Origin of the sequence: Microbispora sp. NPDC046933 (genome assembly GCF_040644635.1) — a bacterium.
In the GTDB taxonomy this organism is placed as follows: domain Bacteria; phylum Actinomycetota; class Actinomycetes; order Streptosporangiales; family Streptosporangiaceae; genus Microbispora.
Genome location: NZ_JBEYWW010000048.1, coordinates 1 through 22,842, shown reverse-complemented (window position 1 = coordinate 22,842; position 22,842 = coordinate 1). Strand labels below are relative to the sequence as shown.

The window sequence follows — 22,842 nt, the reverse complement described above, 5'->3', positions numbered from 1 at the left end:
CGGCGGTAGGTTCCGCGTATGGCCGATGAGATCGTCGTCCTGGTGAACCCCGCCGCCCGCGGCGGCCGTACGCTGCGCCTGCTCGACCCGGTGCTCCGGCGGCTGCGGGCGGGCGGCCGCCCGGTCTCGGTGATCGTGGGGATCTCGGCGGCGGACGCCCTCGGCCGGGCCCGCGCGGCCGTCGCCGCCGGGCCACGCGCGCTCGTCGCCTTCGGCGGCGACGGCCTGGTCCACCTGGCCGTGCAGGCCGTGGCCGGGACGGCCGTGCCGCTCGGAATCGTGCCCGCCGGGACCGGCAACGACATCGCCGACGCCCTCGGCATCCCGCGTAAGGATCCGCTCGCCGCGGCGGACATCGTGACCGCGGGCGACTGCCGGGTGGTCGACGCGGCCAGGCTGGGCACCGGGGAGTGGTTCGCCGGCGTCCTCGCCTGCGGGTTCGACTCCCGCGTCAACGAGCGGGCCAACGGCATGACCTGGCCGCCCGGAATGGCGAAGTACCTGGTCGCGCTCGTGCACGAGCTGCGGTCCTTCACGCCGATCCCGTTCCGGATCACCCTCGACGGGGAGGCCGCCGAGCGCGAGGCGATGCTGGTGGCGGTGGCCAACACCCGGTCGTACGGCGCCGGGATGCGGGTGTGCCCGGACGCCCGGCCCGACGACGGCCTGCTCGACGTGCTCGTGCTCGGGGCCGTGCCCAAGGGCGAGTTCCTGCGCACGTTCCCCCGCGTCTACCGGGGCAGCCACACCGGGCATCCGGCCGTGACGCTGCGGCGGGCCCGGCGGGTGGAGATCGAGGCCCTGGACGCAGACACTGTCGTCGCGTACGCCGACGGCGAGCGGGCCGGCCCGGCCCCGCTGACCTGCGCCGTCGAACCGGGAGCGCTGCGGGTCCTGGCCCCTGATCGACGAGGCTGATCTACGGCGTAAAGGCGGCCGCGTAAAATGATCACCGATGACGGACGCCCGGAATCCCGTTATCGGTAGGGTTGACGGTATGAGTACGCCAGCGGAACGCTATGCCGCCTTCCGTGAGGGGCAGTCCGGAGCCGGACCCGCTCTCGCCTCGTTCCGCGAACTTTACGACTTCGAGCTCGACGAGTTCCAGATCGACGCCTGTCAGGCGCTGGAGGCCGGGGACGGCGTGCTGGTGGCCGCGCCGACCGGGTCGGGCAAGACCGTGGTGGGGGAGTTCGCCGTCCACCTGGCGCTGGAGCAGGGCCGCAAGTGCTTCTACACGACGCCGATCAAGGCGTTGTCCAACCAGAAGTACAACGACCTGGTAAGGCGGTACGGCGCGCGTAAGGTCGGCCTGCTGACCGGCGACAACAGCGTCAACGGCGAGGCCCCGATCGTGGTCATGACCACCGAGGTCCTGCGCAACATGCTGTACGCGGGCTCGAACACGCTGACCGGCCTGGCGTACGTGGTGATGGACGAGGTCCACTACCTGGCCGACCGGTTCCGCGGCGCGGTCTGGGAAGAGGTCATCATCCACCTGCCCGAGTCGGTGCGGGTGGTGGCACTGTCGGCCACGGTCAGCAACGCCGAGGAGTTCGGCGAGTGGCTGGGCGAGGTACGCGGCGACACGACGGTCATCGTGGACGAGCACCGGCCGGTCCCGCTGTGGCAGCACATGCTGGTCGGCAACAGAATGTACGACCTGTTCGTCGACGAGGGCGACGGCACCCTGCGGGTCAACCCGTCCCTCATGCGGATCGCCCGCGACGAGATGCGGCTGGCCCAGGCCAGGGGCAGGCGGGGCTACTCGCGGCCCGGCCGGGGCACGACGCCGAGCCGGTCGGACGTGATCGAGAAGCTCGACGCCGAGGGCCTGCTGCCGGCGATCACCTTCATCTTCTCCAGGAACGGCTGCGACGCCGCCGTCATGCAGTGCCTCTACTCGGGGCTGCGCCTCACCACGGAGGCCGAGAGCCACGAGATCCGCCAGATCGTGGACGAGCGGACCGCGCACCTGCCCGACGAGGACCTCGCGGTGCTCGGCTACCTCGAATGGCGCGACTGCCTGGAGCGCGGCCTGGCCGCCCACCACGCGGGCATGCTCCCGGCGTTCAAGGAGGTCGTGGAGGAGCTGTTCACCAAGGGGCTGGTGAAGGCGGTCTTCGCGACCGAGACCCTGGCGCTCGGCATCAACATGCCGGCCAGGTCCGTGGTGATCGAGAAGCTCGACAAGTGGAACGGCGAGACCCACGCCGACCTGACCCCAGGGGAGTACACCCAGCTCACCGGCCGGGCCGGGCGGCGCGGCATCGACATCGAGGGCCACGCGGTGGTGGTCTGGCAGCCGGGGATGGATCCCCTCGCCGTCGCCGGTCTCGCCGGCACCCGCACCTATCCGCTGCGCTCCAGCTTCAAGCCGTCGTACAACATGGCGGTCAACCTCGTCGGCCAGGTCGGACGGGAGCGGGCGCGGACCCTGCTTGAGGACTCCTTCGCCCAGTTCCAGGCCGACCGCGCCGTGGTCGGGCTGGCCCGCCAGCTCCGCAAGGCGGAGCAGGCCCTGGAAGGCTACGCCGAGGCCATGACCTGCCACCTCGGCGACTTCGAGGAGTACGCCGCGATGCGCAGGCGGCTGTCGGACCGCGAGGCAGAGCTGTCGCGCCAGCGGGGGGCGGCCCGCCGCGCGCAGGCCGTGCAGTCCCTGGAGGTGCTCAAGCCCGGCGACGTCATCCGGGTGCCGGGCGGCCGCCGCGCGGGCATCGCGGTCGTGCTCGACCCCGGCGTCAACGGCCGCGGGCACGACGGCCCCGCGCCGCTCGTGCTGACCATCGGCAAGCAGGTCAAGCGCCTGTCGGCGGCCGACTTCCCGGTGCCGGTCGAACCGGTCGACAAGGTCAGGATCCCGAAGGGCTTCAACCCGCGCTCGCCGAAGGAACGGGCCAACCTCGTCTCCACCGTGCACGCGAAGCTGGGCGACCGCGACCTCGGCAAGCCGCCGCGGGCGCGCGACCACGCCGCGGAGGACGAGGAGGTCACGCGCCTGCGGCGGGAGCTGCGCCAGCACCCCTGCCACGGCTGCGACGAGCGCGAGAACCACGCCCGCTGGGCCGAGCGCTACCACAAGCTGCTCAGGGAGACCGAGGGGCTGCGCCGCCGGGTAGAGGGGCGCTCCCACGTCATCGCCCGGACCTTCGACCGGGTCTGCGGCGTGCTGGACCAGCTCGGCTACCTGGACGGCGAGACCGTCACGGAACAGGGCCGCAGGCTCGCCTCGCTCTACACGGAGCTGGATCTGCTCACGGCCGAGTGCCTGCGCGCGGGCGTGTGGAACCGCCTCGACCCCGCCGAGCTGGCCGCGTGCGTGTCGTCGCTGGTGTACGAGTCGCGGCAGGCCGACGACGTCCGCAGCCCCAAGATCCCGGCCGGGGCCACGCGCGAGGCGCTCGGGGAGATGGTGCGGCTGTGGGGCGAGCTGGAGGGGATCGAGGAGGACCACGGCCTGTCGTTCGTCCGCGAGCCCGACGTGGGCTTCGCCTGGGCTGCCTTCCGCTGGGCCAAGGGCCACAGCCTCGACGCCGTGCTGACCGACTGCGATCTCGCGGCGGGCGACTTCGTCCGTTGGGTCAAGCAGCTGCTCGACCTGCTCGGCCAGCTGAGGGACGCCGCGCCCAAGGGGAGCAAGGTCGCAGAGAACGCCGTCAAGGCCATCGACGCCATGCGCCGCGGGGTCGTCGCCTACTCCTCCGTCAGCTGATCCCCGGGAGCGTCGACGCTGTGAAGGGAACATCGTGAGCGACACTCTGGACGACCGCGACCGCCGTCTCGGCGGCTTCGTCGCGCATCCGAAGCTCGACGACTACGCGACCAGGTACCGCGAGCATTTCGTCATCCGGAGGGAAGCGGGGATCGCCGAGGTTCGGATGCACACGGGCGGTGGACCCGCGGTCTTCTCCCGCGGCCTGCTCAACGCCTGGGGACAGGTGCTGCGGGACGTCGGCGCCGACCGGGACAACGAGGTGCTGATCATTACCGGCACTGGCGGGCGATGGATCGGCGGATTCGACCCCCGGTCCTTCGCCGAGCCCGTCTCCGAATGGCCGGCCGACGTCCTGTACGAGCAGTACTCCGACGGCGTCAAGCCGCTGGAGCGGCTCGCCTTCGACGTCGACATCCCCGTGATCGGCGTGCTGAACGGGCCCGGGCCGCGCCAGGAGCTGGCCCTGATGTGCGACATCACCCTGTGCGCCGACGACACCGTGATCGGTGACGGCAACTTCGCCGCCGGGTCGGTTCCGGGCGACGGCATGCACCTCGTTCTGCGGGAACTGCTCGGCGCCAAGCGGGCCGCCTATCTGGCGTACACGGGAGAGCGGATCGACGCCGAGACCGCGCTGCGGTGGGGGCTGGTCAACGAGGTCCTGCCGCACGACCGGCTCATGGCCCGCGCCTGGGAGATCGCGGCGGCCGTCGCCGCCACGCCCAGGGCCGCCCGGCGGCTGACCCGGACGGTCGTCCGGCGATCGTGGCAGCGGCGGATCGTCGAGGACCTCCGGGAGGCGTACGCCCACCAGTTGCTGGCCGCGGCGGGCCGCTGAGAGGCTGCCGCGGCTTTCCTGCCGCTGCGGGGACCCCTCAGGCGGCGGTGAAGCGGACCTCGCGGGTGGCGGGGTCGGCGCGCGTGAGCCGTACGGGGACGCGCTCGCCGAGCGGCAGGCGGTCGCCGTCGCAGCGGGCGATGACGGCGGGCTCGGCGACCTGCACCTGCCCGCCCGGTTTGCCGTCGGTGACGTCGATGACGACCGCCTCGAAGACCTCGCCGATCCTGGGCCGCAGCACGGCCGCCTCGACCAGGTCCACGCAGGCCCGCTCCACCGCGCCGGCCCGCCTGCCGCCCGCGGCCATCTGCTCCGGCAGCTCGGGCAGCGCCCGCGCGACCTCCTCGGCGACCGTGCGGCCGGCGGCCACGGCCAGGCAGACCTCGGTGCCGTATCGGTCGACCAGCCGCCGCAGCGGCGCGGTGACGTGCGCGTACGGCGCCCCCAGGGCGGCGTGCAGCACCTGCGCGGGTGCCGAACCGTCGAGGGCGACGTAGGCCGCGCCGCGCAGCAGCACCGTGGACTCGTGCAGGAAGGCGGCGTGGCCGGGGATCTTCGGGTCGAGCCCGTGCACGACCTCGGCGTACGACGTGCCGTCGGGCCAGGGCACGCCGAGCGCGGCGGCGACTCTGCGGACCTTGCCGACGTCCTCCGGACCGGCCTGCGGCAGGACCCGGAGCACCCCGACGCCCGCGTCCAGCATCATCCGGGCCGCCGCCATGCCGGTGAGCAGCGAGATCTGGGCGTTCCACGCCTCACAGGGGTGGTTCGTGCGGAACTCCACCCGGTAGCCGCCGTTTCCGTCGGGGACCACCTGCTGCTCGGGGGTCGGCAGCGACAGCCCGCCCCTGGCCCGCTCACGTTCCAGCCGCAGCGGCCCCACCTCGGCGAGCAGCGCGATCGTCCCCTCCGCCCGGCCGGTGTCCACGGCGGCCTGGACCGTCTCGTAGTCGAGCCGCTCCCGGCTGCGCACGAGGGCCCGCCGCAGGTCCACCGCCTCGATCTCCCCGTCGGAGCCGAGGTCGAGCCGCCACAGCGCCGCGGGGCGGGTCTGCCCGGGCAGCAGGCTGGCCGCGCCCTCCGACAGGACCGGCGGGTGCAGCGGCACCCGCCCGTCGGCCATGTAGACGGTCTCGGCGCGGATCCTCGCCTCGCCGTCGATCGCCCCGCCGGGCCGGACGAACGTCCCGACGTCGGCGATCGCGTACCAGACGCGGTAGCCCGTCCCGCGCCGCTCGATGCACAGCGCCTGATCGAGGTCCATCGAGCCGGGCGGGTCGATGGTCACCAGCGGGAGATCGGTCCGGTCGTCCCGGGGTAAGGCGGGGGCGGCGGCGGCCCGCTCGGCCTCCTCTCGCACGGGGGCGGGGAAACCGTCCGGCAGGTCGAAGTCGCTGCGAATGCGGGCGAACCCGTCGCGAAGCCCGTTCGCGGTGTCGTTCAGGTGGATCATCGTGCGCGGCACGCGATCAACCTACCCGAGTGCGGACATTCCAGGCTGTAAACGGCCTCCCTAGGTCAATGCGGAGAGCAGGCGGTTGAGCGGGCTGTCCAGGCCGTACTTCTCCGACAGCGCCACCAGCCGCTCGGGGTCGCGCGGCGCGGCGGGCAGGGTGATGTCGACGTCCGGGACCGGGACGTCGTGGGCCACCCGGACCACGGCGGGGGCGACCTCCAGGTAGTCGCGGGCGGCGGCGAGCTTGTTCCGGGCGCCCGCGGGGAAGCCGTCCGCGCCGCCGTCGTCCAGCGCGGCCAGCAACGCGGACAGCGACCCGAAGCGCGTGATGAGGGCCGCCGCCGTCTTCTCCCCGATGCCGGCGACGCCGGGCAGGCCGTCGCTCGGGTCGCCGCGCAGCGTCGCGAAGTCGGCGTACGCCCGGCCCGGGATGCCGTACTTCTCCCGGACGAACGCCTCGTCGATGATCTGAAGGTTACGAATGCCCCGTACTGTGTAAAGGGCGCGGCAGGGCTTCTCGTCGTCGACCAGCTGGAACAGGTCGCGGTCGCCCGTGACGACGTCCACGGCCGCGGTCGCGGCGGTCGCGTAGGTGCCGATCACGTCGTCGGCCTCGTACCCGGCGACGCCGACGCGGGCGATGCCGAGCGCATCCAGGACCTCCTCGATGACCGGGACCTGCGGGGCCAGCGTGTCCGGCACCTCCTCCTCGTCGCCGCTCGCCACCCGGTGCGCCTTGTACGACGGGATCGCGGCCACCCGGAACGCCGGCCGCCAGTCGGCGTCCATGCAGGCCACGATCTGGGCGGGAGAGTGCTGCCGGACCAGGGTGGCGATCATGTCGAGGAGCCCGCGCACCGCGTTGACCGGCATGCCGTCCGGCGAGGTCACCGACTCCGGGACTCCGTAGAAGGCGCGGAAGTACAGCGACGGGGTGTCGAGAAGCATCAGCACCCTGCCATTGTCACGCCTGTCAGGGGTGCCGCGGACCCTCTCCGGTCACCGCGACGGCCAGCAGGCAGGTGTCGTCCTCGGGGTTGGGGCCGCCGATCGCCTCCAGCAGCCGGTCGAGGCCCGCGTCGAGGTCCGCCCCGGCCCCGCCGAGGCCGGTCGCCGCGGCCGCCTCCACAATGAGGGACACCCCCGCGCCGATGTCGCGGGAGCGGCGCTCGACCAGGCCGTCGGTGAACATCAGCAGCAGGTCGCCGGGCTCGAGGCGGACGTCGGCCACCCCGTACGGCAGGCTCGACGTCGCCCCGAGCACGACTCCCCGGGGCGCCCCGAGCTGGCGCGCGCCCCCGCGACGCACCAGGATCGGGGCGGGGTGACCCGCCTGTGCCCACGTGAAAAGGCGGGTCGCCGGATCGAAGTGGCCGCACACGGCGGTCGCGGTGGTGTCGTCCAGCCGCGTGAGGACCAGGGCGTTCAGCCACGTCAGCAGCATGCCGGGGCAGGCCCCGGTCATGCTCAGGCCGAGCAGCGCGTGCCGCAGCTGCGCCATCTCGGCGATCGCGGGCAGGCCGTGCCCCGACACGTCGCCGACCGCGAGGAACATGCGCCCGTCGGGCAGTGGCGCGGCGTCGTACCAGTCGCCCCCGAGGCTCGACGCCCGGCCCGCCGGGACGTACCGGACGGCGATCCGCGCGTAGGGCAGGTCGATCGACGCGCCGGGCTCGGGCAGGATCGCCTCCCGCAGCGCCAGGGTGACGCGGCGCTCCTCGGCGGCCCGCTCGCGAACCTCCGCCGGCTGCCGTCTGGACTCGGTCACGATCCGCTCCGCCCACCGCCGTCCGCCGATGTCCTGAACAGTGAGGGTGCCGACGGGGGCGGCGCCGGGCGTCGTGTCCGGGTCGCGGTCGTCCGCGGGGGGAAGGGCCGGCCTCGCGCCGCCCACTACGCCGACCATTTGTCTCGCTCTCGATGCCGCTCTTGCACTGCCGTGCGGGCGTTCTGTGATCGCCCTGACGCGGAGCGTAGCAGTCCTGCATTCCGCAGGGGTTGGTTTTCTTCTATGGCGTGGAATAAGCCAGAGCCCCGCGAAGCTCGCCCGCGTGGCTGCTGTGGTATGAGCACCTGAGTGGGTCGCTGGGGCCTGCGCTCGTTAGATTAGGTCGCGTGACGACGATGTCCCCGGAGATGTTCCCGGAGCCCTCCGACCTGTATCCGACGACCCGCCCGGCCGCAGTGAGCGAGGCCCTCGACCGCGCCGGCCTCGACGCGCTGCTGCTGACGCCGGGCCCCGACCTGCGCTATGTGACCGGCTACGACGCGATGCCGCTGGAACGCCTGACCTGCCTGGTCGTGCCGGCGTCCGGCGAGCCGTTCCTGATGGTGCCGCGCCTGGAGCTGCCGGCCGCCGAGCACTCGCCCGCATCCCGGCTCGGCATCGAGTTCGTCGCGTGGGACGAGACCGACGACCCGTTCGCCGAGGTGGCCCGACGTCTGGGCCCGGTCGCCCGGGTCGGGCTCGCCGACCGCATGTGGGCGCTGCAGTCGCTGCGGTTCCGCGCGGCCATGCCCGGTGCCGAGCAGGTGCTGGCCGGGAGCGTCCTGCGCGAGCTGCGCATGCGTAAGTCGCCCGCCGAGGCCGCGGCGCTCGCGGAGGCGGGGGCGGCCATCGACGCCGTGCACACCCTGGTGCCCCGGTTGCTCAAGGCCGGTCGCACCGAGCGCGAGGTCGGCAAGGACATCGCGGAGGCGATCATCGACGCGGGGCACGCCCGGGTCGACTTCGTGATCGTGGGCTCGGGGCCGAACGGCGCCAGCCCGCACGCGGAGCTGACCGACCGCGTCATCCGGCCCGGCGAGCCCGTCGTGGTGGACATCGGCGGCACGATGCCGAGCGGCTACTGCTCCGACTCCACCCGGGTCTACTGCGTGGGTGAGCCCCCGGCCGACTTCGCGGCGTACTACGAGGTGCTCAAGCGCGCCCAGGAGGCCGCCTGCGCCCACGTCAGGCCCGGCGTCAGCTGCGAGTCGGTGGACGCCGCCGCCCGTGAGGTGATCGCTGAGGCGGGGTACGGCGAGTACTTCGTCCACCGCACCGGGCACGGCATCGGTCTGGAGACGCACGAGGAGCCGTACATCGTCGCGGGCAACACCGAGGAGATGCGGCCCGGATTCGCCTTCTCCGTCGAGCCGGGCATCTACCTGCCCGGCCGTCACGGCGCCCGGATCGAGGACATCGTCGTCTGCGGCGAGACCGCCGGGGAGCGGGTGAACCACACCACCAGGGACCTGGTCGTCGTGGACTGATCGCGGAACTGTCGGCGGGGTCTGGTAGGACGGACCCGCCAGATCCCCCCGACGAGAAAGCCCGCCCATGATTCCGTACGACGCCCATGTCGACCCCTGTCATCGGTACGAGGACAGTTACGCCGGTCTGCCGGTGACCGAGGTGATCCCAGGACAGGACAAGGAGATCCCCGACCCGGGCGCGGCGGCGCTGCGGATCAGCTGCGGATGGAACGACTGGACCTTCGACGAGGCGTTCGCCGCGCTGCTGGACCGGGTGGACACGACGCTCGTCCCCGCGCTCGTGATCGGCGGCTGGGACGACTGCTCAAGCGACTCGTCGGAGCACGTCGTCGGCCTGCTCGCCGACAACGCCACCAGGTTTCCGGGGCTGCGCTCGATCTTCCTCGGCGCGATCAGCTTCGAGGAGTCGGAGATCTCCTGGATCAAGCAGTCGGACGTGACGCCGCTGCTGGAGGCGTTCCCGCTCCTGGAGCGTCTTGAGGTGCGCGGCGGCGACGGGCTCGCGCTGAGGCCGGTCCGGCACGAGCGCCTGCGGATGCTGCGCTTCGAGACCGGCGGGCTGCCCGGCGAGGTGGCGCGCGCGGTCGGCGCGTGCGATCTGCCGGCTCTGCAGCACCTGGAACTGTGGCTGGGCATCGAGGAGTACGGCGGAAACGCCACCGTCGCCGACCTGGCGCCGATCCTGTCCGGCGAGTCGCTGCCTGCGCTGCGCCACCTCGGTCTCCAGGACAGCGAGATCCAGGACGAGATCGCCACGGCCGTCGCCTCCGCGCCGGTCGTCGCCCGGCTGGAGTCCCTCGCCCTGTCGATGGGCGTGCTCACCGACGACGGGGCCGAGGCCCTGCTCGGCGGCCAGCCGCTGACCCACCTGCGCCGGCTCGATCTGCACCACCACTTCCTCGGCGACGAGATGATGAGCCGGGTCGCCGAGGCGCTGCCCGGGGTCGAGGTGAACCTGTCCGACCAGCAGACGCCCGAGAGCGACGAGTGGCTCGACGAGGACTCGCTTTACGTGGCGGTGAGCGAATGACGGCCGCGCCCGACCCCGGCGAGATTTTCGTCCACGAGGACCTCTATCTGTACGGCCTGGAGTGGGAGGAGCACGCGCAGTTCTTCGCCGGCAGGCCGCTGGCGGAGCCGGGAGAGACGGTCGCCGATCCCTCGGCGGTCGCGTGGGCTCTCACCAACGGGTTGTCCGACCGTGGGGGAGAGCCGGGACTCGAGCAGGAGCTTCGGCGCCTGCTCGACTCGGTGGGCGGCGACGCGATCGAGTCGATCGTGCTGGTGCACTACGGGCGCGACGTGCCCGCGTTCCTGGCCGCCAACGCGGCGCGGCTGCCTCGTCTCCGGTCGGTCTTCCTGGGGTTCGTCAGCGCGGAGCTGATGGAGATCTCCTGGATCGAGCAGGGGGACATCACCCCGCTGCTCGAGGCGTTCCCCCACCTGGAGCGGCTGGACGTCCGCGGCTCGGAGGGGCTGACCCTGCGGCCCGTACGGCACGAGCGGCTGCGGGTGCTGCGGTTCGAGTGCGGCGGGCTGCCCGCCGAGGTGGTGCGGGCGGTCGGGGCCAGTGACCTTCCGGCGCTGGAGCACCTGGAGATGTGGCTCGGTGTGGAGCAGTACGGCGGGAACGCCACCGTCGCCGACCTGGCGCCGATCCTGTCCGGTGAGCGGCTGCCCGCGCTGCGGCGGCTCGGCCTGTGCGACAGCCCGGCGCAGGACGAGATGGCGGCGGCCGTCGCCGCCGCCCCCGTGGTGGCCAGGCTGGAGGAGCTCAGCCTCTCGATGGGCGAGCTCACCGACGCCGGGGCTGAGGCGCTGCTCGGCGGGCAGCCGCTGACCCATCTGCGCCGGCTCGACCTGCACCACCACTACCTCAGCGGGCCGATGGCGGCCAGGATCGCCGCGTCCCTGCCCGATGTCGACGTGGACCTGTCCGAGCGGCAGCCGGATTACGAGCGCTACGTGGCGGTGAGCGAGTGACACCGAGCCTCGCCGTGGTCGGGGTGCCGGGCAACCGGCGGGTGACGATGTTCCGCGACGCCGTCGTGTCCCGGAGGCTGCCCGAGCCGCGGGTGGTCCCCTGGCGTGACGTGCTGACCGGACGCGAGGTCGGCCTCCCGCCGGGGACGCTCGTGCGGATCGACTCGCCGGGCGAGGACGCCGAGGCCGACGCGCTGCTGCGCGGACCCGGGGACCCCGCCCGGGTCGGCGGGGGCGCGGCCTGGTATGCCGCCTTCACGGCGGGGCTGCGGAGGATCGCGGCGATTCCCGGTGTCCGCCTGCTGGGGGACGTCGAGGAGATCGCGGTGATGTTCGACAAACGCCGCTGCCACGCCCGGCTGGCCGCGGCCGGGGTGCCGGTGCCGCCCGCCTTCGAGGCCGGCTCGTACGGCGAGCTGCGCGAGCGGATGGCCGAGCGGGGCTGGGCCCGCGTGTTCGTCAAGCCCGCCCACGGCTCGTCGGCGTCCGGGGTGATCGCCTTCCAGGCCCACGCGGGGCGGGTGAAGGCGGTCACGTCGGCGGCCTGGATCGGCGGCACGCTGTGCAACTCGCTGCGGGTGCGCTCCTACGAGGACGAGGCCGACGTGAAGGCGCTGGTCGAGGCGCTCGCCCCCGATGGGCTGCACGTGGAGCGGTGGTTCCCGAAGGCGTCGGCGGGCGGCAGGACGTTCGACCTGCGCGTCGTGACCGTGGCGGGGAACCCGACCCACGCGGTGATGCGCACGAGCAGGACGCCGATCACCAACCTGCACCTCGGCGGCGCCCGTGGCGACCTCGGGGTGGTCCGGGCGCGGCCCGGCCTGTGGGAACGGGTGCTCGACGTGGCCGCCCGGACCGCCGCGTGCTTCCCGGGGAGCCTGACCGCCGGTGTCGACCTCATGGTCGGCGCGGACCGGCGTTCGGTGGCCGTGGCGGAGGTCAACGCGTTCGGCGACCTCCTGCCCGGCCTGGGCGACCTGGCGGGCTTGGGCAGGGACACCTACGCCGAGCAGGCCGAGGCGATCCTGCGGGCACATCGGCGATGAACATGAACGAGATCGTGGGGACCCACGACATCCTCCTGGTCACGCTCGACACGCTCCGCTACGACGTCGCGGCCGAGCTGGCCGACGCCGGGCGGCTGCCCAACCTGCTGCCCGGCGGCCGGAGGTGGGAGCGGCGGCACAGCCCCGGCAGCTTCACCTACGCGGCGCACGCCGCGATCTTCGCGGGGTTCCTGCCCACGCCGGTCACGCCGGGGCCGCACCCGCGCCTGTTCGCCGCGACGTTCCCCGGCAGCGAGACGACCGGGGCGGGCACCTGGGTGTTCGACGCGCCCGACCTGCCCGCCGGGCTCGCCCGCGCCGGCTACCACACGGTCTGCGTCGGCGGGGTCGGGTTCTTCAACAAGCTGACTCCACTGGGCTCGGCCCTGCCCGAGCTGTTCGCCGAGAGCCACTGGGAGCCGGCGTTCGGGGTGACCAGCCCCCACTCGCTGGAGCGGCAGATCGACCGCGCCGAGGAGGCGCTGGCCCGGCGGGACCGGCCGGTCTTCCTGTTCGTCAACGTCTCGGCGCTGCACCAGCCCAACCACTTCTACCTCCCCGGCGCCACCCGGGACGGCCGGGACACCCACGCCGCCGCGCTCGAATACGTCGACCGGCACATCGCCAGGCTGTACGCGCTGATGCGCCGGCCCTGCCTCGTCATCGTCTGCTCCGACCACGGGACGGCGTACGGCGAGGACGGACACGTCGGGCACCGCGTCGGCCACGAGGTCGTCTGGACGGTGCCCTACGCCGAGTTCATCCTTGTTCATCCCGATGAGGAGCACGATGACCCCCTATGAGGGACCTTATGAGGGATACGTCTACGCCTACCCGCACAAGACGGCCTATCGGCCGCTCGATCCGCGCCCGGCCCTGGGCGAGGTCTGGGCGGGGGAACGGGCGGGCGCGCTGTACGTCCACATCCCGTTCTGCGAGATGCGGTGCGGGTTCTGCAACCTGTTCACCCGCACTGGCGCTCCCGAGGGCCTGACCGGGGCCTACCTGGACGCCCTGGAACGGCAGGCGCGAGCCGTACGGGCCGCCCTGGACGAGCCGCGCTTCACGACGGCGGCCTTCGGCGGCGGCACGCCCACCTACCTGGACCCCTGGGAACTGACCCGCCTGTTCGACCTCACCGAGCACGCGATGGGCGTCGACCTGCGGGACATCCCGCTGTCGGTCGAGACCTCCCCGGCCACCGCCACGCCCGATCGTCTCGCGGTGCTGGCCGAGCGGGGCGCGAGCCGGATCTCGATCGGCGTGCAGAGCTTCGTGGACGCCGAGGCCCGGGCGGCCGTACGGCCGCAGAAGCGCGCGGAGGTGGACGCCGCGCTCGACGCGATCCGCGCGTCGGGCATCGCGACCCTCAACATCGACCTGATCTACGGCATCGACGGGCAGACGCCGGACTCGTGGCGCGGCTCGCTGGACACCGCGCTGACGTGGAAACCGGAGGAGCTGTACCTCTACCCGCTGTACGTCCGGCCGCTCACGGGGCTGGGTCGGCAGTCGGGCGAGCAGGGCCGGGCCTGGGACGACCAGCGGATGGAGCTGTACCGCCTGGGCCGCGACCAGCTGCTCGACGCGGGGTACGAACAGGTGTCCATGCGGATGTTCCGGCTGCCCGATTCAGCGGCGTCCACGGACTACTGCTGCCAGACCGACGGCATGGTCGGCCTCGGCTGCGGCGCTCGCTCGTACACGAGCACCCTGCACCACTCCTTCGAGTACGCGGTCGGGGCCCGGCACGTGCGGGCGATCATCGACGACTACGTGCGGCGCGACGACTTCGGCATGGCCAACGTGGGATTCGCCCTGGACGAGGAGGAGCGCAGGAGGCGGCACCTCATCCAGTCGCTGCTGCGGACCGAGGGGCTGTCGCGCGACCTCTACCGGTCCAGGTTCGGCACCGACGTGCTCGGCGACTTCCCCCTGCTGGACCGCTTCCCGGGCTGGCTGACGGCGGACGCGTCCGCCGTGCGCCCGACCCCCGACGGGCTCGCCCACTCCGACGCCATCGGCCCCGCGCTGTTCTCACCGCGCGTGAGGGCGCTCATGGAGGGATACGCCGCATGCTGACCATCCTCTACCGGGGGCCGCTGGCGAGCTGCGACTACGACTGCGGCTACTGCCCGTTCGCCAAGCGCAGGGACACCCCGGAGCAACTGCGCGCCGACCGGGCCGCCCTGGAGCGGTTCACGGCATGGGTGGCGGCCCAGGACGTCGAGATCTCGGTGCTGTTCACCCCGTGGGGCGAGGGGCTGGTGCGGTCCTGGTATCGCGAGGCGCTGGTGCGGTTGTCCTGGCTCGGCAACGTGCGCCGGGTGGCCATCCAGACGAACCTGAGCTGCCGCACCGGCTGGCTCGCGGAGGCGTCGGACCGGGCGGCGCTGTGGGTGACCTACCACCCCACCCAGGTGCCCTACGAGCGGTTCCTGCCCAAGGTCCGCTCCCTGCCCGTGCGGCACAGCGTCGGCATCGTCGGCGACCCCGCGCACCTGGCGGACGCCCGCAGGCTCCGGGCGGACCTGCCGCCGGAGACCTATCTGTGGGTCAACGCGCAGGAGGGCCGGGTCTACAGCGACGCCGAGGCCGCGGACTGGACGGCCGTCGACCCGCTGTTCGGCTACAGCAGGCACGCGCACCGCAGCCTTGGTCTGCCGTGCCGGACCGGCGACAGCGTGATCTCGGTGGCCGGCGACGGGACGGTCAGGCGCTGCCACTTCGTGCCGGAGGTCCTGGGCAACCTCTACGACGGCTCGTACCGGCCCGCGCTGCGGTCCCGCGCCTGCCCGCTGCCCGTCTGCGACTGCCACATCGGGTACGTCCACCTGGAGCCCCTCGGCCTCTACGACGTCTTCGCCGGAGGCGTGCTGGAACGCGTCCCCGCCGCCTGGCCGCCTCAGGTCTCCCGCTCGGGGTGGTAGTCCTCCTCGCGTACGCCGAAGGTCCACGCCACCCCCTCGCGCGCCCTGGTCACCCACGGCGGAACCCGCAGGAAGTAGGTGCGCCGGGTGCCGTCCGGCTCGGGCGTCGAGTTGACCACCTCCACCATGACCACCGGCTCGTCGCCCGGCAGGTCGATCCGCCACAGGACGCCGGTCTCGTCGGAGTGCCGCGGACGGGCGCCCGACTCGGCGAGGTAGCGGTCGAGGCCGAAGTGCTCCAGCATCACCCGGCGCAGCTCCGCGTTCTCCTCCGCGCGGATGCGCTCGGGAGTGAGCGCGGTCATGGTCGCGCCGAACCCCGCAGGGACGGGCATGCCGTGCCAGGCGTGCAGCGCGAAGCCGTCGGCGTACGCCAGGGCCGGGCCCTCCGCCCGGTGTAGCCGCCCCACGTCGTCCAGGTGCAGCTCCACCGGGCGGTCGGTGACGATCGCGACCCGCTCGTACGGCCACCACCAGCCCGCGTGCCGCGCGACCCTCTTGAGCCCCTCCAGGCCCTCGTACGGGCCCTCGAAGGCCGACAGCCAGGGCGCGTCGTGCTGGCCGAGCACCGCGTCGAGCGTCGCCTGCCGCAGCACGTCACCGCCGAGGTCGCCGATGGCCCTGCGGATCTCGGTGACCAGCCGGTCGACCCGCGGCCACAGCCGGCCGCCCGTCTCCTCCCACAGCCGGGCCCAGCCGGCGGGCCCGGCGGCGGCGCTCACCTCCGCCCTGGCGCTCTCCCAGGGCACGGTGCGGACCTCGTACCGCACCGGGACCCCCGGATCGATGCCGTCGAGGGCCCGCAGCCGCCCGAAGCCGATCTCCTCCATCGCGGCCCGGACCTCCTCGGTGCCGAGCAGCCACACCGCCGCGATCGCCCCGGCGGCGGGGGAGGCCAGCCGTACGATCACCTCCGGCTCGGGCAGGCCCGCCTCGCGGTAGGCCAGCCGCACTCCCGCCGACGCCTCGTCGTGGTCTCCCGCATCGACCGCGAACGCCACCCGCTCCCAGCTCAGGGTCTCCATCAGCCGGCCCATCAGTCGGCAACCGTCCGGAACGAGCCGGGCACGTACTCCCGCTGGCGGATCACGCGGAACCACCCCTTTGGCAGCGCGATCGGGTCGTGCTCCTCGTGGACGAGGCGTCCGCCGGCGGGCAGGTGCAGGAAACCGGGGTACAGCGTTCCCGGGCCCGGGATCGCATGGCAGTGCCCGGTCGCCTCGCCCTCCGCCAGCACCAGCCTCCCGCGCGGGTCGCGCGGCACCGGGCGCAGCCCGCGCGGCACCGCCTCCTCCGCCACGGGCACGATCAGCACGTCTCCCTGTCGGTACATGAGTCGACCTCCGGTCTCGGCGATGATCGCAAGCTAGCCGTGCCCACTGACATTTCTAGGAAGACGGCAATTCGGTGGCTTCGGGACGAGACAGTCTCGGGCGGCGCTACCGTTGCTGGGGTGGAGGAGATCGATCGCCGAATCGTCACCCTGCTGGCGACTGACGGCCGGATGAGCTTCACTGATCTGGCCAAGGAGACCGGGTTGTCGGTCTCCGCCGTGCACCAGCGGGTACGCAGGCTGGAAAAGCGTGGTGTCATCCGCGGATACGCCGCTCTCGTGGACTACGACGAGATCGGTCTGCCGATGACCGCGTTCGTCTCGATCAAGCCGATCGACCCCTCCGCGCCGGACGACGCGCCGGAACGGCTGAGCCATCTGACCGCCATCGAGGCGTGCCACAGCGTCGCGGGCGATGAAAGTTACATTCTCAAGGTCCGCGTCGCCTCCCCTCTGGCACTGGAGGAGCTCCTCCAGCAGATCCGCGCCTCGGCCAACGTCAGCACGCGTACGACCGTCGTCCTCAGCACGCCGTACGACTACCGCTCCCCGGTGATCGAGAAGGAGCCGGAAGAGGACGCCGCCGAGGGCTGAGCGCCGCCTCCATTCCGGAGGAAGTGCGCACGCACCCGGGCGTACGCCTCGGGGGACGCGCCGAGGCGGTCGAGGCCGAGCAGGGCGGCGCCCACGATCGGCGGCACGTCGGCCACGACGAGCCGGGCGAGCGGCGCCCGTTCGGCGTAGTGCCGCTCGACCAGCGACGTCAGCAGGGGATGCCGGGCGGTCAGCACGCCGCCGCCCAGCACGACCTCGCAGGGCGCGGCGAGCAGGCCGAGCCGCCGCATGGCGACGACGCCGAGCAGCGCGATCTCCTCGGCCTGCCGCTCCACCAGCGACCCCGCGATCGCGTCGCCGTCCGCGGCGGCGGCCAGCAGGGGCGGCACGAGGGCGTGCAGCCGGTCGGCCGGCAGGTCGCCGAAGTGCAGCCCGACGACGGCCTCCTCGACCGTGGCGGTGCCGAAGCAGGCGCACACGACGTCGGTCAGCACGGTCGCGGGGCCGCGGCCGTCCTCGGCGCGCACGGCGTGCCAGAACGCCTCCTCGCCCAGGTGGTGCCCGCCGCCCCAGTCGCCGCTGAGGCGGCCGAGCGCCGGGAAGCGGGCGACCTGCCCGGCGGGGGAGACACCCACCGCGTTGATGCCCGCGCCGCAGACGACGGCCACGCCCCATCCCGTGCCCGACCCGGCCCGCAGCAGGGCGAAGGTGTCGTTGCCCACGGCGACGTCGGCGCCGTAGCCGCGGGCCAGCAGTTCGGCCCCCAGCAGCTCCTCCTCGACCGGCAGGTCCGCGCCCGCGACGTACGCCGCGACGTGGTCGGCGTACGGGGGTGAGGCGGTCTCGTCGGCGAGGGCGCGCCGTACGGTCCGGCCGATCACCTCGACGGCGGCGGCGGTTCCCGCGCTCTGCGGCAGGAACGCGGGCCCGCGCGCGGTGGCGAGCACCGTGCCGTCCTCGCGGACGAGGGCGACGTCGGTCTTGCTGTTACCGCCGTCCACGGCGAGCACCGTACGGGTCACCGGGCCACCGCCCAGGGCAGGAAGGCGCGGTTGGCCTCCACCAGGCGCGCGGCGAGGTCGTCGGCGAGGGAGGCCTGGCCGACCAGCGGATGGGCCAGCAGGGCGTCCCTGACGCGGTCCTCACCGCCGTGCAGGGCCGCCTCCAGGGCGAGCGACTCGTACGCCGACACGTGGGCGATCAGGCCGCGATACAGCGGCTCCACGGGATCGACGGGCAGCGGGACGGCCCCGGCGGCCCCGACGGCGGCGGGGACCTCGATCACCGCGTCGTCGTCGAGGAACGGCAGCGTGCCGTTGTTGCGGGTGTTGACCACCTGCACGTCGCCCCGGTCGCCCACGAGCGAGGCGACCAGGGCGACGGCGGCCTCGGAGTAGAAGGCGCCGCCGCGCCCGTTCAGCAGCTCGGGCTTGGTGTCCACGGCCGGGTCGGCGTACATCTCCAGCAGCGCCGACTCCATCGCCGCCACCTCGGCGGCCCGCGACGGCGAGGTCCGCTGCTCGGCCACCACGCGGTCGTGCTCGTAGAAGTACCGCAGGTAGTACGACGGCACGGCGCGCAGGTGGCGGACCAGGGCGGCCGGCAGGCCGACGGCGCCGGCGATGCCCTCGCCGTGCTCGTCCAGCAGGCGGGGCAGCACGTCCACGCCGTCGAGCACGACGGACCGCTCCCAGGTGAGGTGGTTGAGCCCGACGTGGCCGAGCGCGATCCGCTCGGGGGCCACGCCGAGGAGGGCGGCGAAGCGGCGCTGGAACCCGATGGCCACGTTGCACAGCCCGATGGCCCGGTGCCCGGCGTCGAGCAGCGCCCGGGTGACGATGCCGACGGGGTTGGTGAAGTCCACGATCCACGCGCCGGGCGCGTGCGCGCGCACCTTCTCGGCGATGTCGAGCACCACCGGCACGGTCCGCAGGGCCTTGGCGAGGCCCCCGGCGCCCGTGGTCTCCTGCCCGACGCAGCCGCACTCCAGCGGCAGGGTCTCGTCGACGTTCCTGGCGGCTTGGCCGCCGACGCGCAACTGCAGCAGCACCGCCGCGGCCCCGGCGACGCCGTCCTCCACGCGGGTGGCGGTGGTCAGCGCGGCCGGATGCCCGGCGCGGGCGAGCATCCGCCGGGCCATCCCGCCGACCGTCGCGAGCCGCCGCTCGTCGGGGTCGACGAGCGCGATCTCCGACAGCGGCAGCTCGCCCCGCAGGCGGGCGAAACCGTCGATCAGCTCCGGCGTGTACGTGGAACCGCCCCCGACAACGGCCAGCTTCATTTGACTCCCGTCAGCTTGACGCCCTCGATGAAGACCTTCTGGGCGAAGAAGAACACGATGATCACCGGGGCCATGGCCAGCAGCGTGGCGGCCATCGTGAGGTTCCACTGCACGCGGTGCACCGACCGGAACGCCGCCAGCCCCAGCGACAGCGTCCAGTTGTCCAGGTCGGTTCCCGCGTACAGCAGGGGTCCGTAGTAGTCGTTCCAGCAGTAGAAGAACTGGAAGAGCGCGACGGCGGCGATGGCCGGGCGGGCCATCGGCAGGATCACCCGCACGAGCGTGCGGAACTCGCCGCATCCGTCGACCCTCGCCGCGTCGGAGTACTCGCGCGGGATCGTCACGAGGAACTGGCGCAGCAAGAAGATCGAGAACGCGTCGCCGAGCAGCATAGGGAGGATCAGCGGCCACAGCGTGCCGGTCAGGTGGAAGCGCGCCCAGATCAGGTAGATCGGCACCGCCACGACCTGCGGCGGCAGCATCATCATGGTGATCACGAGCAGCAACGCCAGCCGGCGGCCGGGAAAGCGGAACCGCGCCAGCGCGTACGCCACGGGGATCGACGACACCAGCATGAACGCGGTGGCGAGCACCGAGTAGAGCAGCGTGTTGCCGATCCAGGTCAGCAGCGGCGCCTTCTCGAAGATCTCGGCGAAGTTGCCCCAGTTCCAGGTGTGCGGCCACAGGTCGGAGGTGAGCGCCTGCCGGTCGCTCATCAGGGCCGTGAGCGCGATGAACACCAGCGGGCCGAGGAACATCAGCGCGAGCGCGATCCCCAGCGCGTGCCGGGCGACCCACAGCAGCAAGGTGCCTCTCGTCATATGTCCTCCCCGTCGATGTCCTGGCCGAGGCCGCGGAACTGCCGCAGCAGGATGAGCGTGAACACCATCGAGACCGCGAACAGCACCAGCGCGAGCACGCAGGCGTAGCCCATCGCGTAGTCGCGGAAGCCCTGCTGGAACAGCCACTGGGGGAACGTCAGCGTGGACTGGTCGGGGTAGCCGGGGGTGAAGACCGACCCGGCCGAGTCGGTCGCCCCGGACGCGACCCGCGCGGCGACCTCGGCCTGGGTGAAGTACTGCAGCGTCTGGATCACCCCGGTGACGAGGGCGAACATCAGCACCGGCCGGATCACCGGCAGGGTGATCGACGTGAACTGCCGCCAGCCGTTCGCACCGTCGATGGCGGCGGCCTCGTAGAGCTGTTTCGGCACGTCGAGCAGGGCGGCCATGAAGATGACCATCAGGTCGCCGACCGACCACAGGCCCAGCAGAGTGAGGCCCCACTTCGACCATGCCGGGTCGCCGAACCAGTCCGGCGCGGGCAGCCCGACGGCCGACAGGATCGCCTGCACCGGCCCGGTGCCGGGGTTGAGCAGGAACACGAACCCCAGCGTCCCGGCCACCAGCGGCACCAGGGCAGGCAGGTAGAAGATCGTGCGGTAGACCCCGGCGCCAGCCTTCAGCCGGGTCACCAGCTGGGCGACGCCGAGGCCGAACAGCACCCGCAGCGGGACCATCACCACGACGAGCCACAGCGTGTTGCGGATCGCCGTCCAGGCCGCCTGGTCCTTGAGGAAGTACTCCCAGTTGAGCAGCCCGACGGGCTCCAGGGTGAACAGGTCGTACCGCTGGAAGGAGAAGTAGACCGTGGACACCAGCGGGTAGACGAAGAAGATCGCGAACCCGGCGAGCCAGGGGGACAGGTAGAGCAGGGCGCGCAGATTTCCCCGGCCGGGGTTCTTGTGGCGCAGCGCCGTTGTCGCCATCGGCTCAGCCGCCCGCCGTCAGCTTGAGCTTCTCGTCGATCTTCTTGTCCACCTCGGCGAGCAGCGCGTCCAGGTCGGACGCGCGGCCCGACTCCCACTTGATCTGCGCCTCCTGCAGCGTCTGCTGGTTGAAGACGGAGTTGACGTGGGCCGGCAGCGTCGTGCTGTTCGGGTTGGCGAAGACGTCGAGGAAGGTCTGGAAGTTCGAGTCCTTCTTGAGGTCCGGCGACTGGAGCGCGGGCAGCGTGCTCGGCACGTTCCTGATCGCGTTCGACAGCGTCACCAGCGAGCCGGTGTCGGTGGTGAGGTACTTCACCAGCTCCCAGGCGGCCTCCGCGTGCTTGGCGCCGCGCGGGATGCCGATGACGGTGCCGGTGATGAAGCCCGCGCCGTACCGCTGCGGCTGGTCGTCCGCCACCGGCAGCGGAGCGGTGCCGTAGTCGAGGTCGGGGGCGTCGGCGGCGAGCATGGCCGTGCGCCACTCGCCGTCGATGGCCATGGCGACCTTGCCCGTGTTGAACGGGTTCTCGGCCGACCACTCGTCGCCGAAGCTCTTGCGGAACTTCTCGAGCCTGTCGTAGCCGTACCAGTCGGTGAGGTCCTTCTGCCAGGTCATCAGCTTCTTCCACTGCGGGTCGGAGCCGATGGCCGAGGTGCCGTCGGGGTTGGTCCACTTCGCGCCGACCATCACGCCGGTGTGGATGGGGGCGTTCTCGTACATCTGGCTGATCGGGACGAACCCGGCGACCTTGATGTCGCCCTTGTCGTCCTTGACCGTCAGCTTCTTGGCGAGGTCGGCCAGCTCGCTCATCGTCTTCGGCGGCTGGTGGCCCTTCATGAGCGCCTTGTTGTAGTAGAGGCCGTACGCGTCGGCGAGCATGGGCATCACGCAGCGCTTGCCCTGATACTGCGTGTATTCGGCGATCACCTTGGGAAACAGCGACGCCGGGTCGATGCCGCTCGCCTTCAGGTACGGGTTGAGGTCCTGGAAGATCCCGGCCTTGCAGAACTCGGCGACGCTGTCGGTGGTGAACGACAGGGCCACGTCGGGCGGGTTGCCGCCGCGCACGGACTGGAGGATCTGGCCGTCCTGGACGGCCTTGGTCGGCTTGACCGTGATCCAGGGGAACTTCTTCTGGAACCCGGCGAGCGTCTCGTCGAAGGCCTTGAGCTCGTTGTCGGCGCTGAAGCCGTGCCAGAACTCGATGGTGACCGGCTCGTGGCTCGCCCCGCTCTGGGCCACCTTGGGCGGCCCGCTCTCGGTGCCGGCCGTACAGGCGGTGAGCGCGGCCAGCCCGGCCGTGGCGGACAGTGCGGCGGAGAAGAGGAGAAGGCGTTTCATGGGGGGTGCCTCCCTAGCGGATTGAAGGGGATTTGTTCACCGCGCCGAACAGCTCCTCGCGTACGGCGCCGAGCGCGAGGTCGAGGGCCCCGGTGAGGACCGGGTTGCCCTCCAGGGTGGACAGCAGCACGCGGGGCCGGGGGATGGTCAGCGCGTGCAGTTCCCGCTCGACCGTCTCCCGCAGGACCTCGCCGCCGGCGAGCAGCACCCCGCCGGACAGCACGACGATCTCGGGATCGACCACGGCCGTGATCGCGGCCAGCCCCAGCGCGAGGCGGCCGGCGAGGTCGCCGAGGGCTTCGCGCGCGCTCTCGCCGTCGGGGCCGCCGCGTCC

The 22,842-nt window shown here is 72.5% G+C and carries 22 protein-coding genes; 11 read left to right on the top strand and 11 right to left on the bottom strand.

Annotated features, from left to right (window positions below; all coding sequences use genetic code 11):
- The first annotated feature begins 18 nt into the window (after positions 1–18).
- From ABZ857_RS39605 to ABZ857_RS39595, 3 genes are all read left to right on the top strand, one after another.
- Entirely contained in the window at positions 19–918 is a 900-nt protein-coding gene (locus tag ABZ857_RS39605) for a YegS/Rv2252/BmrU family lipid kinase (RefSeq protein WP_357054514.1), read from the top strand.
- 79 nt (positions 919–997) lie between these two features.
- Positions 998–3,715: a DEAD/DEAH box helicase gene (locus tag ABZ857_RS39600; protein WP_357054511.1), complete on the top strand. Its 2,718-nt coding sequence runs from the start codon at positions 998–1,000 to the stop codon at positions 3,713–3,715.
- A gap of 34 nt (positions 3,716–3,749) precedes the next feature.
- Positions 3,750–4,556: an enoyl-CoA hydratase/isomerase family protein gene (locus ABZ857_RS39595; protein ID WP_357054509.1), complete on the top strand. Its 807-nt coding sequence runs from the start codon at positions 3,750–3,752 to the stop codon at positions 4,554–4,556.
- 37 nt (positions 4,557–4,593) lie between these two features.
- Here ABZ857_RS39595 and ABZ857_RS39590 read toward each other — a convergent pair whose 3' ends face one another.
- From ABZ857_RS39590 to ABZ857_RS39580, 3 genes are read right to left on the bottom strand one after another with little or no spacing between them, the layout of a single operon-like run.
- On the bottom strand, positions 4,594–6,021 hold the full coding sequence (locus tag ABZ857_RS39590) for an RNB domain-containing ribonuclease (protein ID WP_357054506.1): 1,428 nt from the start codon (positions 6,019–6,021) through the stop codon (positions 4,594–4,596).
- Positions 6,022–6,069: 48 nt separating this feature from the next.
- Entirely contained in the window at positions 6,070–6,960 is an 891-nt protein-coding gene (locus tag ABZ857_RS39585; protein WP_357054614.1) for a 5'-3' exonuclease, read from the bottom strand.
- A gap of 25 nt (positions 6,961–6,985) precedes the next feature.
- Positions 6,986–7,918, bottom strand: coding sequence for a PP2C family protein-serine/threonine phosphatase (locus ABZ857_RS39580; RefSeq protein ID WP_357054504.1), 933 nt, complete (start codon positions 7,916–7,918; stop codon positions 6,986–6,988).
- A gap of 218 nt (positions 7,919–8,136) precedes the next feature.
- On the opposite strand from ABZ857_RS39580, the gene ABZ857_RS39575 reads away from it, so the two are divergent.
- The 7 genes from ABZ857_RS39575 to ABZ857_RS39545 all read left to right on the top strand — a co-directional run bounded on the left by ABZ857_RS39575 (position 8,137) and on the right by ABZ857_RS39545 (position 15,229).
- Positions 8,137–9,267 carry a Xaa-Pro peptidase family protein gene (locus tag ABZ857_RS39575; RefSeq protein WP_357054611.1) on the top strand — a complete coding sequence of 377 codons (1,131 nt, stop codon included), beginning with the start codon at positions 8,137–8,139 and terminating at the stop codon, positions 9,265–9,267.
- 67 nt (positions 9,268–9,334) lie between these two features.
- Complete coding sequence (locus ABZ857_RS39570) at positions 9,335–10,300, top strand: STM4015 family protein (RefSeq protein WP_357054501.1); 966 nt, start codon at positions 9,335–9,337, stop codon at positions 10,298–10,300.
- The gene (locus tag ABZ857_RS39565; protein ID WP_357054499.1) at positions 10,297–11,253 is read left to right on the top strand and encodes an STM4015 family protein; all 957 of its coding nucleotides are present in this window, start codon (positions 10,297–10,299) and stop codon (positions 11,251–11,253) included. The genes ABZ857_RS39570 and ABZ857_RS39565 overlap by 4 nt, the downstream gene beginning before the upstream one ends.
- Entirely contained in the window at positions 11,250–12,299 is a 1,050-nt protein-coding gene (locus ABZ857_RS39560; protein WP_357054496.1) for an STM4014 family protein, read from the top strand. Before ABZ857_RS39565 ends, ABZ857_RS39560 begins: the two co-directional genes overlap by 4 nt.
- Positions 12,300–12,301: 2 nt before the next feature.
- Positions 12,302–13,102: an STM4013/SEN3800 family hydrolase gene (locus ABZ857_RS39555; protein WP_357054493.1), complete on the top strand. Its 801-nt coding sequence runs from the start codon at positions 12,302–12,304 to the stop codon at positions 13,100–13,102.
- Positions 13,077–14,381 carry an STM4012 family radical SAM protein gene (locus tag ABZ857_RS39550; protein WP_357054490.1) on the top strand — a complete coding sequence of 435 codons (1,305 nt, stop codon included), beginning with the start codon at positions 13,077–13,079 and terminating at the stop codon, positions 14,379–14,381. The genes ABZ857_RS39555 and ABZ857_RS39550 overlap by 26 nt, the downstream gene beginning before the upstream one ends.
- Positions 14,375–15,229 carry an STM4011 family radical SAM protein gene (locus ABZ857_RS39545; RefSeq protein ID WP_357054487.1) on the top strand — a complete coding sequence of 285 codons (855 nt, stop codon included), beginning with the start codon at positions 14,375–14,377 and terminating at the stop codon, positions 15,227–15,229. The genes ABZ857_RS39550 and ABZ857_RS39545 overlap by 7 nt, the downstream gene beginning before the upstream one ends.
- Here ABZ857_RS39545 and ABZ857_RS39540 read toward each other — a convergent pair.
- Together ABZ857_RS39540 and ABZ857_RS39535 are read right to left on the bottom strand one after the other, a co-directional pair.
- Positions 15,205–16,266: a DUF6745 domain-containing protein gene (locus tag ABZ857_RS39540; RefSeq protein ID WP_357054484.1), complete on the bottom strand. Its 1,062-nt coding sequence runs from the start codon at positions 16,264–16,266 to the stop codon at positions 15,205–15,207. The two genes, ABZ857_RS39545 and ABZ857_RS39540, sit on opposite strands and share 25 nt — an antisense overlap.
- Positions 16,266–16,562, bottom strand: a complete 297-nt coding sequence (locus ABZ857_RS39535; RefSeq protein ID WP_357054481.1) for a hypothetical protein — start codon at positions 16,560–16,562, stop codon at positions 16,266–16,268. Before ABZ857_RS39535 ends, ABZ857_RS39540 begins: the two co-directional genes overlap by 1 nt.
- 120 nt (positions 16,563–16,682) lie before the next feature.
- On the opposite strand from ABZ857_RS39535, the gene ABZ857_RS39530 reads away from it, so the two are divergent.
- Complete coding sequence (locus ABZ857_RS39530; protein WP_030507112.1) at positions 16,683–17,156, top strand: Lrp/AsnC family transcriptional regulator; 474 nt, start codon at positions 16,683–16,685, stop codon at positions 17,154–17,156.
- Here ABZ857_RS39530 and ABZ857_RS39525 read toward each other — a convergent pair.
- From ABZ857_RS39525 to ABZ857_RS39500, 6 genes are all read right to left on the bottom strand, one after another.
- Positions 17,102–18,139 carry a BadF/BadG/BcrA/BcrD ATPase family protein gene (locus ABZ857_RS39525; RefSeq protein ID WP_357054478.1) on the bottom strand — a complete coding sequence of 346 codons (1,038 nt, stop codon included), beginning with the start codon at positions 18,137–18,139 and terminating at the stop codon, positions 17,102–17,104. The genes ABZ857_RS39530 and ABZ857_RS39525 overlap by 55 nt on opposite strands.
- Positions 18,136–19,398 carry a 6-phospho-beta-glucosidase gene (locus ABZ857_RS39520; RefSeq protein ID WP_357054475.1) on the bottom strand — a complete coding sequence of 421 codons (1,263 nt, stop codon included), beginning with the start codon at positions 19,396–19,398 and terminating at the stop codon, positions 18,136–18,138. The genes ABZ857_RS39525 and ABZ857_RS39520 overlap by 4 nt, the downstream gene beginning before the upstream one ends.
- The gene (locus ABZ857_RS39515; RefSeq protein ID WP_357054472.1) at positions 19,395–20,219 is read right to left on the bottom strand and encodes a carbohydrate ABC transporter permease; all 825 of its coding nucleotides are present in this window, start codon (positions 20,217–20,219) and stop codon (positions 19,395–19,397) included. The genes ABZ857_RS39520 and ABZ857_RS39515 overlap by 4 nt, the downstream gene beginning before the upstream one ends.
- Positions 20,216–21,166: a sugar ABC transporter permease gene (locus ABZ857_RS39510; RefSeq protein ID WP_357054469.1), complete on the bottom strand. Its 951-nt coding sequence runs from the start codon at positions 21,164–21,166 to the stop codon at positions 20,216–20,218. Before ABZ857_RS39510 ends, ABZ857_RS39515 begins: the two co-directional genes overlap by 4 nt.
- 4 nt (positions 21,167–21,170) lie before the next feature.
- A complete protein-coding gene (locus ABZ857_RS39505) occupies positions 21,171–22,508 on the bottom strand; it encodes an ABC transporter substrate-binding protein (protein ID WP_357054466.1) in 1,338 nt (445 codons plus the stop codon).
- A gap of 13 nt (positions 22,509–22,521) precedes the next feature.
- On the bottom strand, positions 22,522–22,842 hold a 321-nt coding region (locus tag ABZ857_RS39500; protein WP_357054463.1), incomplete at its 5' end, for an ROK family protein.

What these genes read in the sequence shown, in the direction of transcription:
- ABZ857_RS39605 (WP_357054514.1), top strand. Translation starts at nt 19, where the DNA reads ATGGCCGATGAGATCGTCGTCCTGGTGAACCCCGCCGCCCGCGGCGGC.
- ABZ857_RS39600 (WP_357054511.1), top strand. Translation starts at nt 998, where the DNA reads ATGAGTACGCCAGCGGAACGCTATGCCGCCTTCCGTGAGGGGCAGTCC.
- ABZ857_RS39585 (WP_357054614.1), bottom strand. Translation starts at nt 6,960, where the DNA reads ATGCTTCTCGACACCCCGTCGCTGTACTTCCGCGCCTTCTACGGAGTC.
- ABZ857_RS39580 (WP_357054504.1), bottom strand. Translation starts at nt 7,918, where the DNA reads ATGGTCGGCGTAGTGGGCGGCGCGAGGCCGGCCCTTCCCCCCGCGGAC.
- ABZ857_RS39575 (WP_357054611.1), top strand. Translation starts at nt 8,137, where the DNA reads ATGTCCCCGGAGATGTTCCCGGAGCCCTCCGACCTGTATCCGACGACC.
- ABZ857_RS39570 (WP_357054501.1), top strand. Translation starts at nt 9,335, where the DNA reads ATGATTCCGTACGACGCCCATGTCGACCCCTGTCATCGGTACGAGGAC.
- ABZ857_RS39565 (WP_357054499.1), top strand. Translation starts at nt 10,297, where the DNA reads ATGACGGCCGCGCCCGACCCCGGCGAGATTTTCGTCCACGAGGACCTC.
- ABZ857_RS39555 (WP_357054493.1), top strand. Translation starts at nt 12,302, where the DNA reads ATGAACGAGATCGTGGGGACCCACGACATCCTCCTGGTCACGCTCGAC.
- ABZ857_RS39550 (WP_357054490.1), top strand. Translation starts at nt 13,077, where the DNA reads ATGAGGAGCACGATGACCCCCTATGAGGGACCTTATGAGGGATACGTC.
- ABZ857_RS39545 (WP_357054487.1), top strand. Translation starts at nt 14,375, where the DNA reads ATGCTGACCATCCTCTACCGGGGGCCGCTGGCGAGCTGCGACTACGAC.
- ABZ857_RS39540 (WP_357054484.1), bottom strand. Translation starts at nt 16,266, where the DNA reads ATGGGCCGGCTGATGGAGACCCTGAGCTGGGAGCGGGTGGCGTTCGCG.
- ABZ857_RS39535 (WP_357054481.1), bottom strand. Translation starts at nt 16,562, where the DNA reads ATGTACCGACAGGGAGACGTGCTGATCGTGCCCGTGGCGGAGGAGGCG.
- ABZ857_RS39520 (WP_357054475.1), bottom strand. Translation starts at nt 19,398, where the DNA reads ATGAAGCTGGCCGTTGTCGGGGGCGGTTCCACGTACACGCCGGAGCTG.
- ABZ857_RS39515 (WP_357054472.1), bottom strand. Translation starts at nt 20,219, where the DNA reads ATGACGAGAGGCACCTTGCTGCTGTGGGTCGCCCGGCACGCGCTGGGG.
- ABZ857_RS39510 (WP_357054469.1), bottom strand. Translation starts at nt 21,166, where the DNA reads ATGGCGACAACGGCGCTGCGCCACAAGAACCCCGGCCGGGGAAATCTG.
- ABZ857_RS39505 (WP_357054466.1), bottom strand. Translation starts at nt 22,508, where the DNA reads ATGAAACGCCTTCTCCTCTTCTCCGCCGCACTGTCCGCCACGGCCGGG.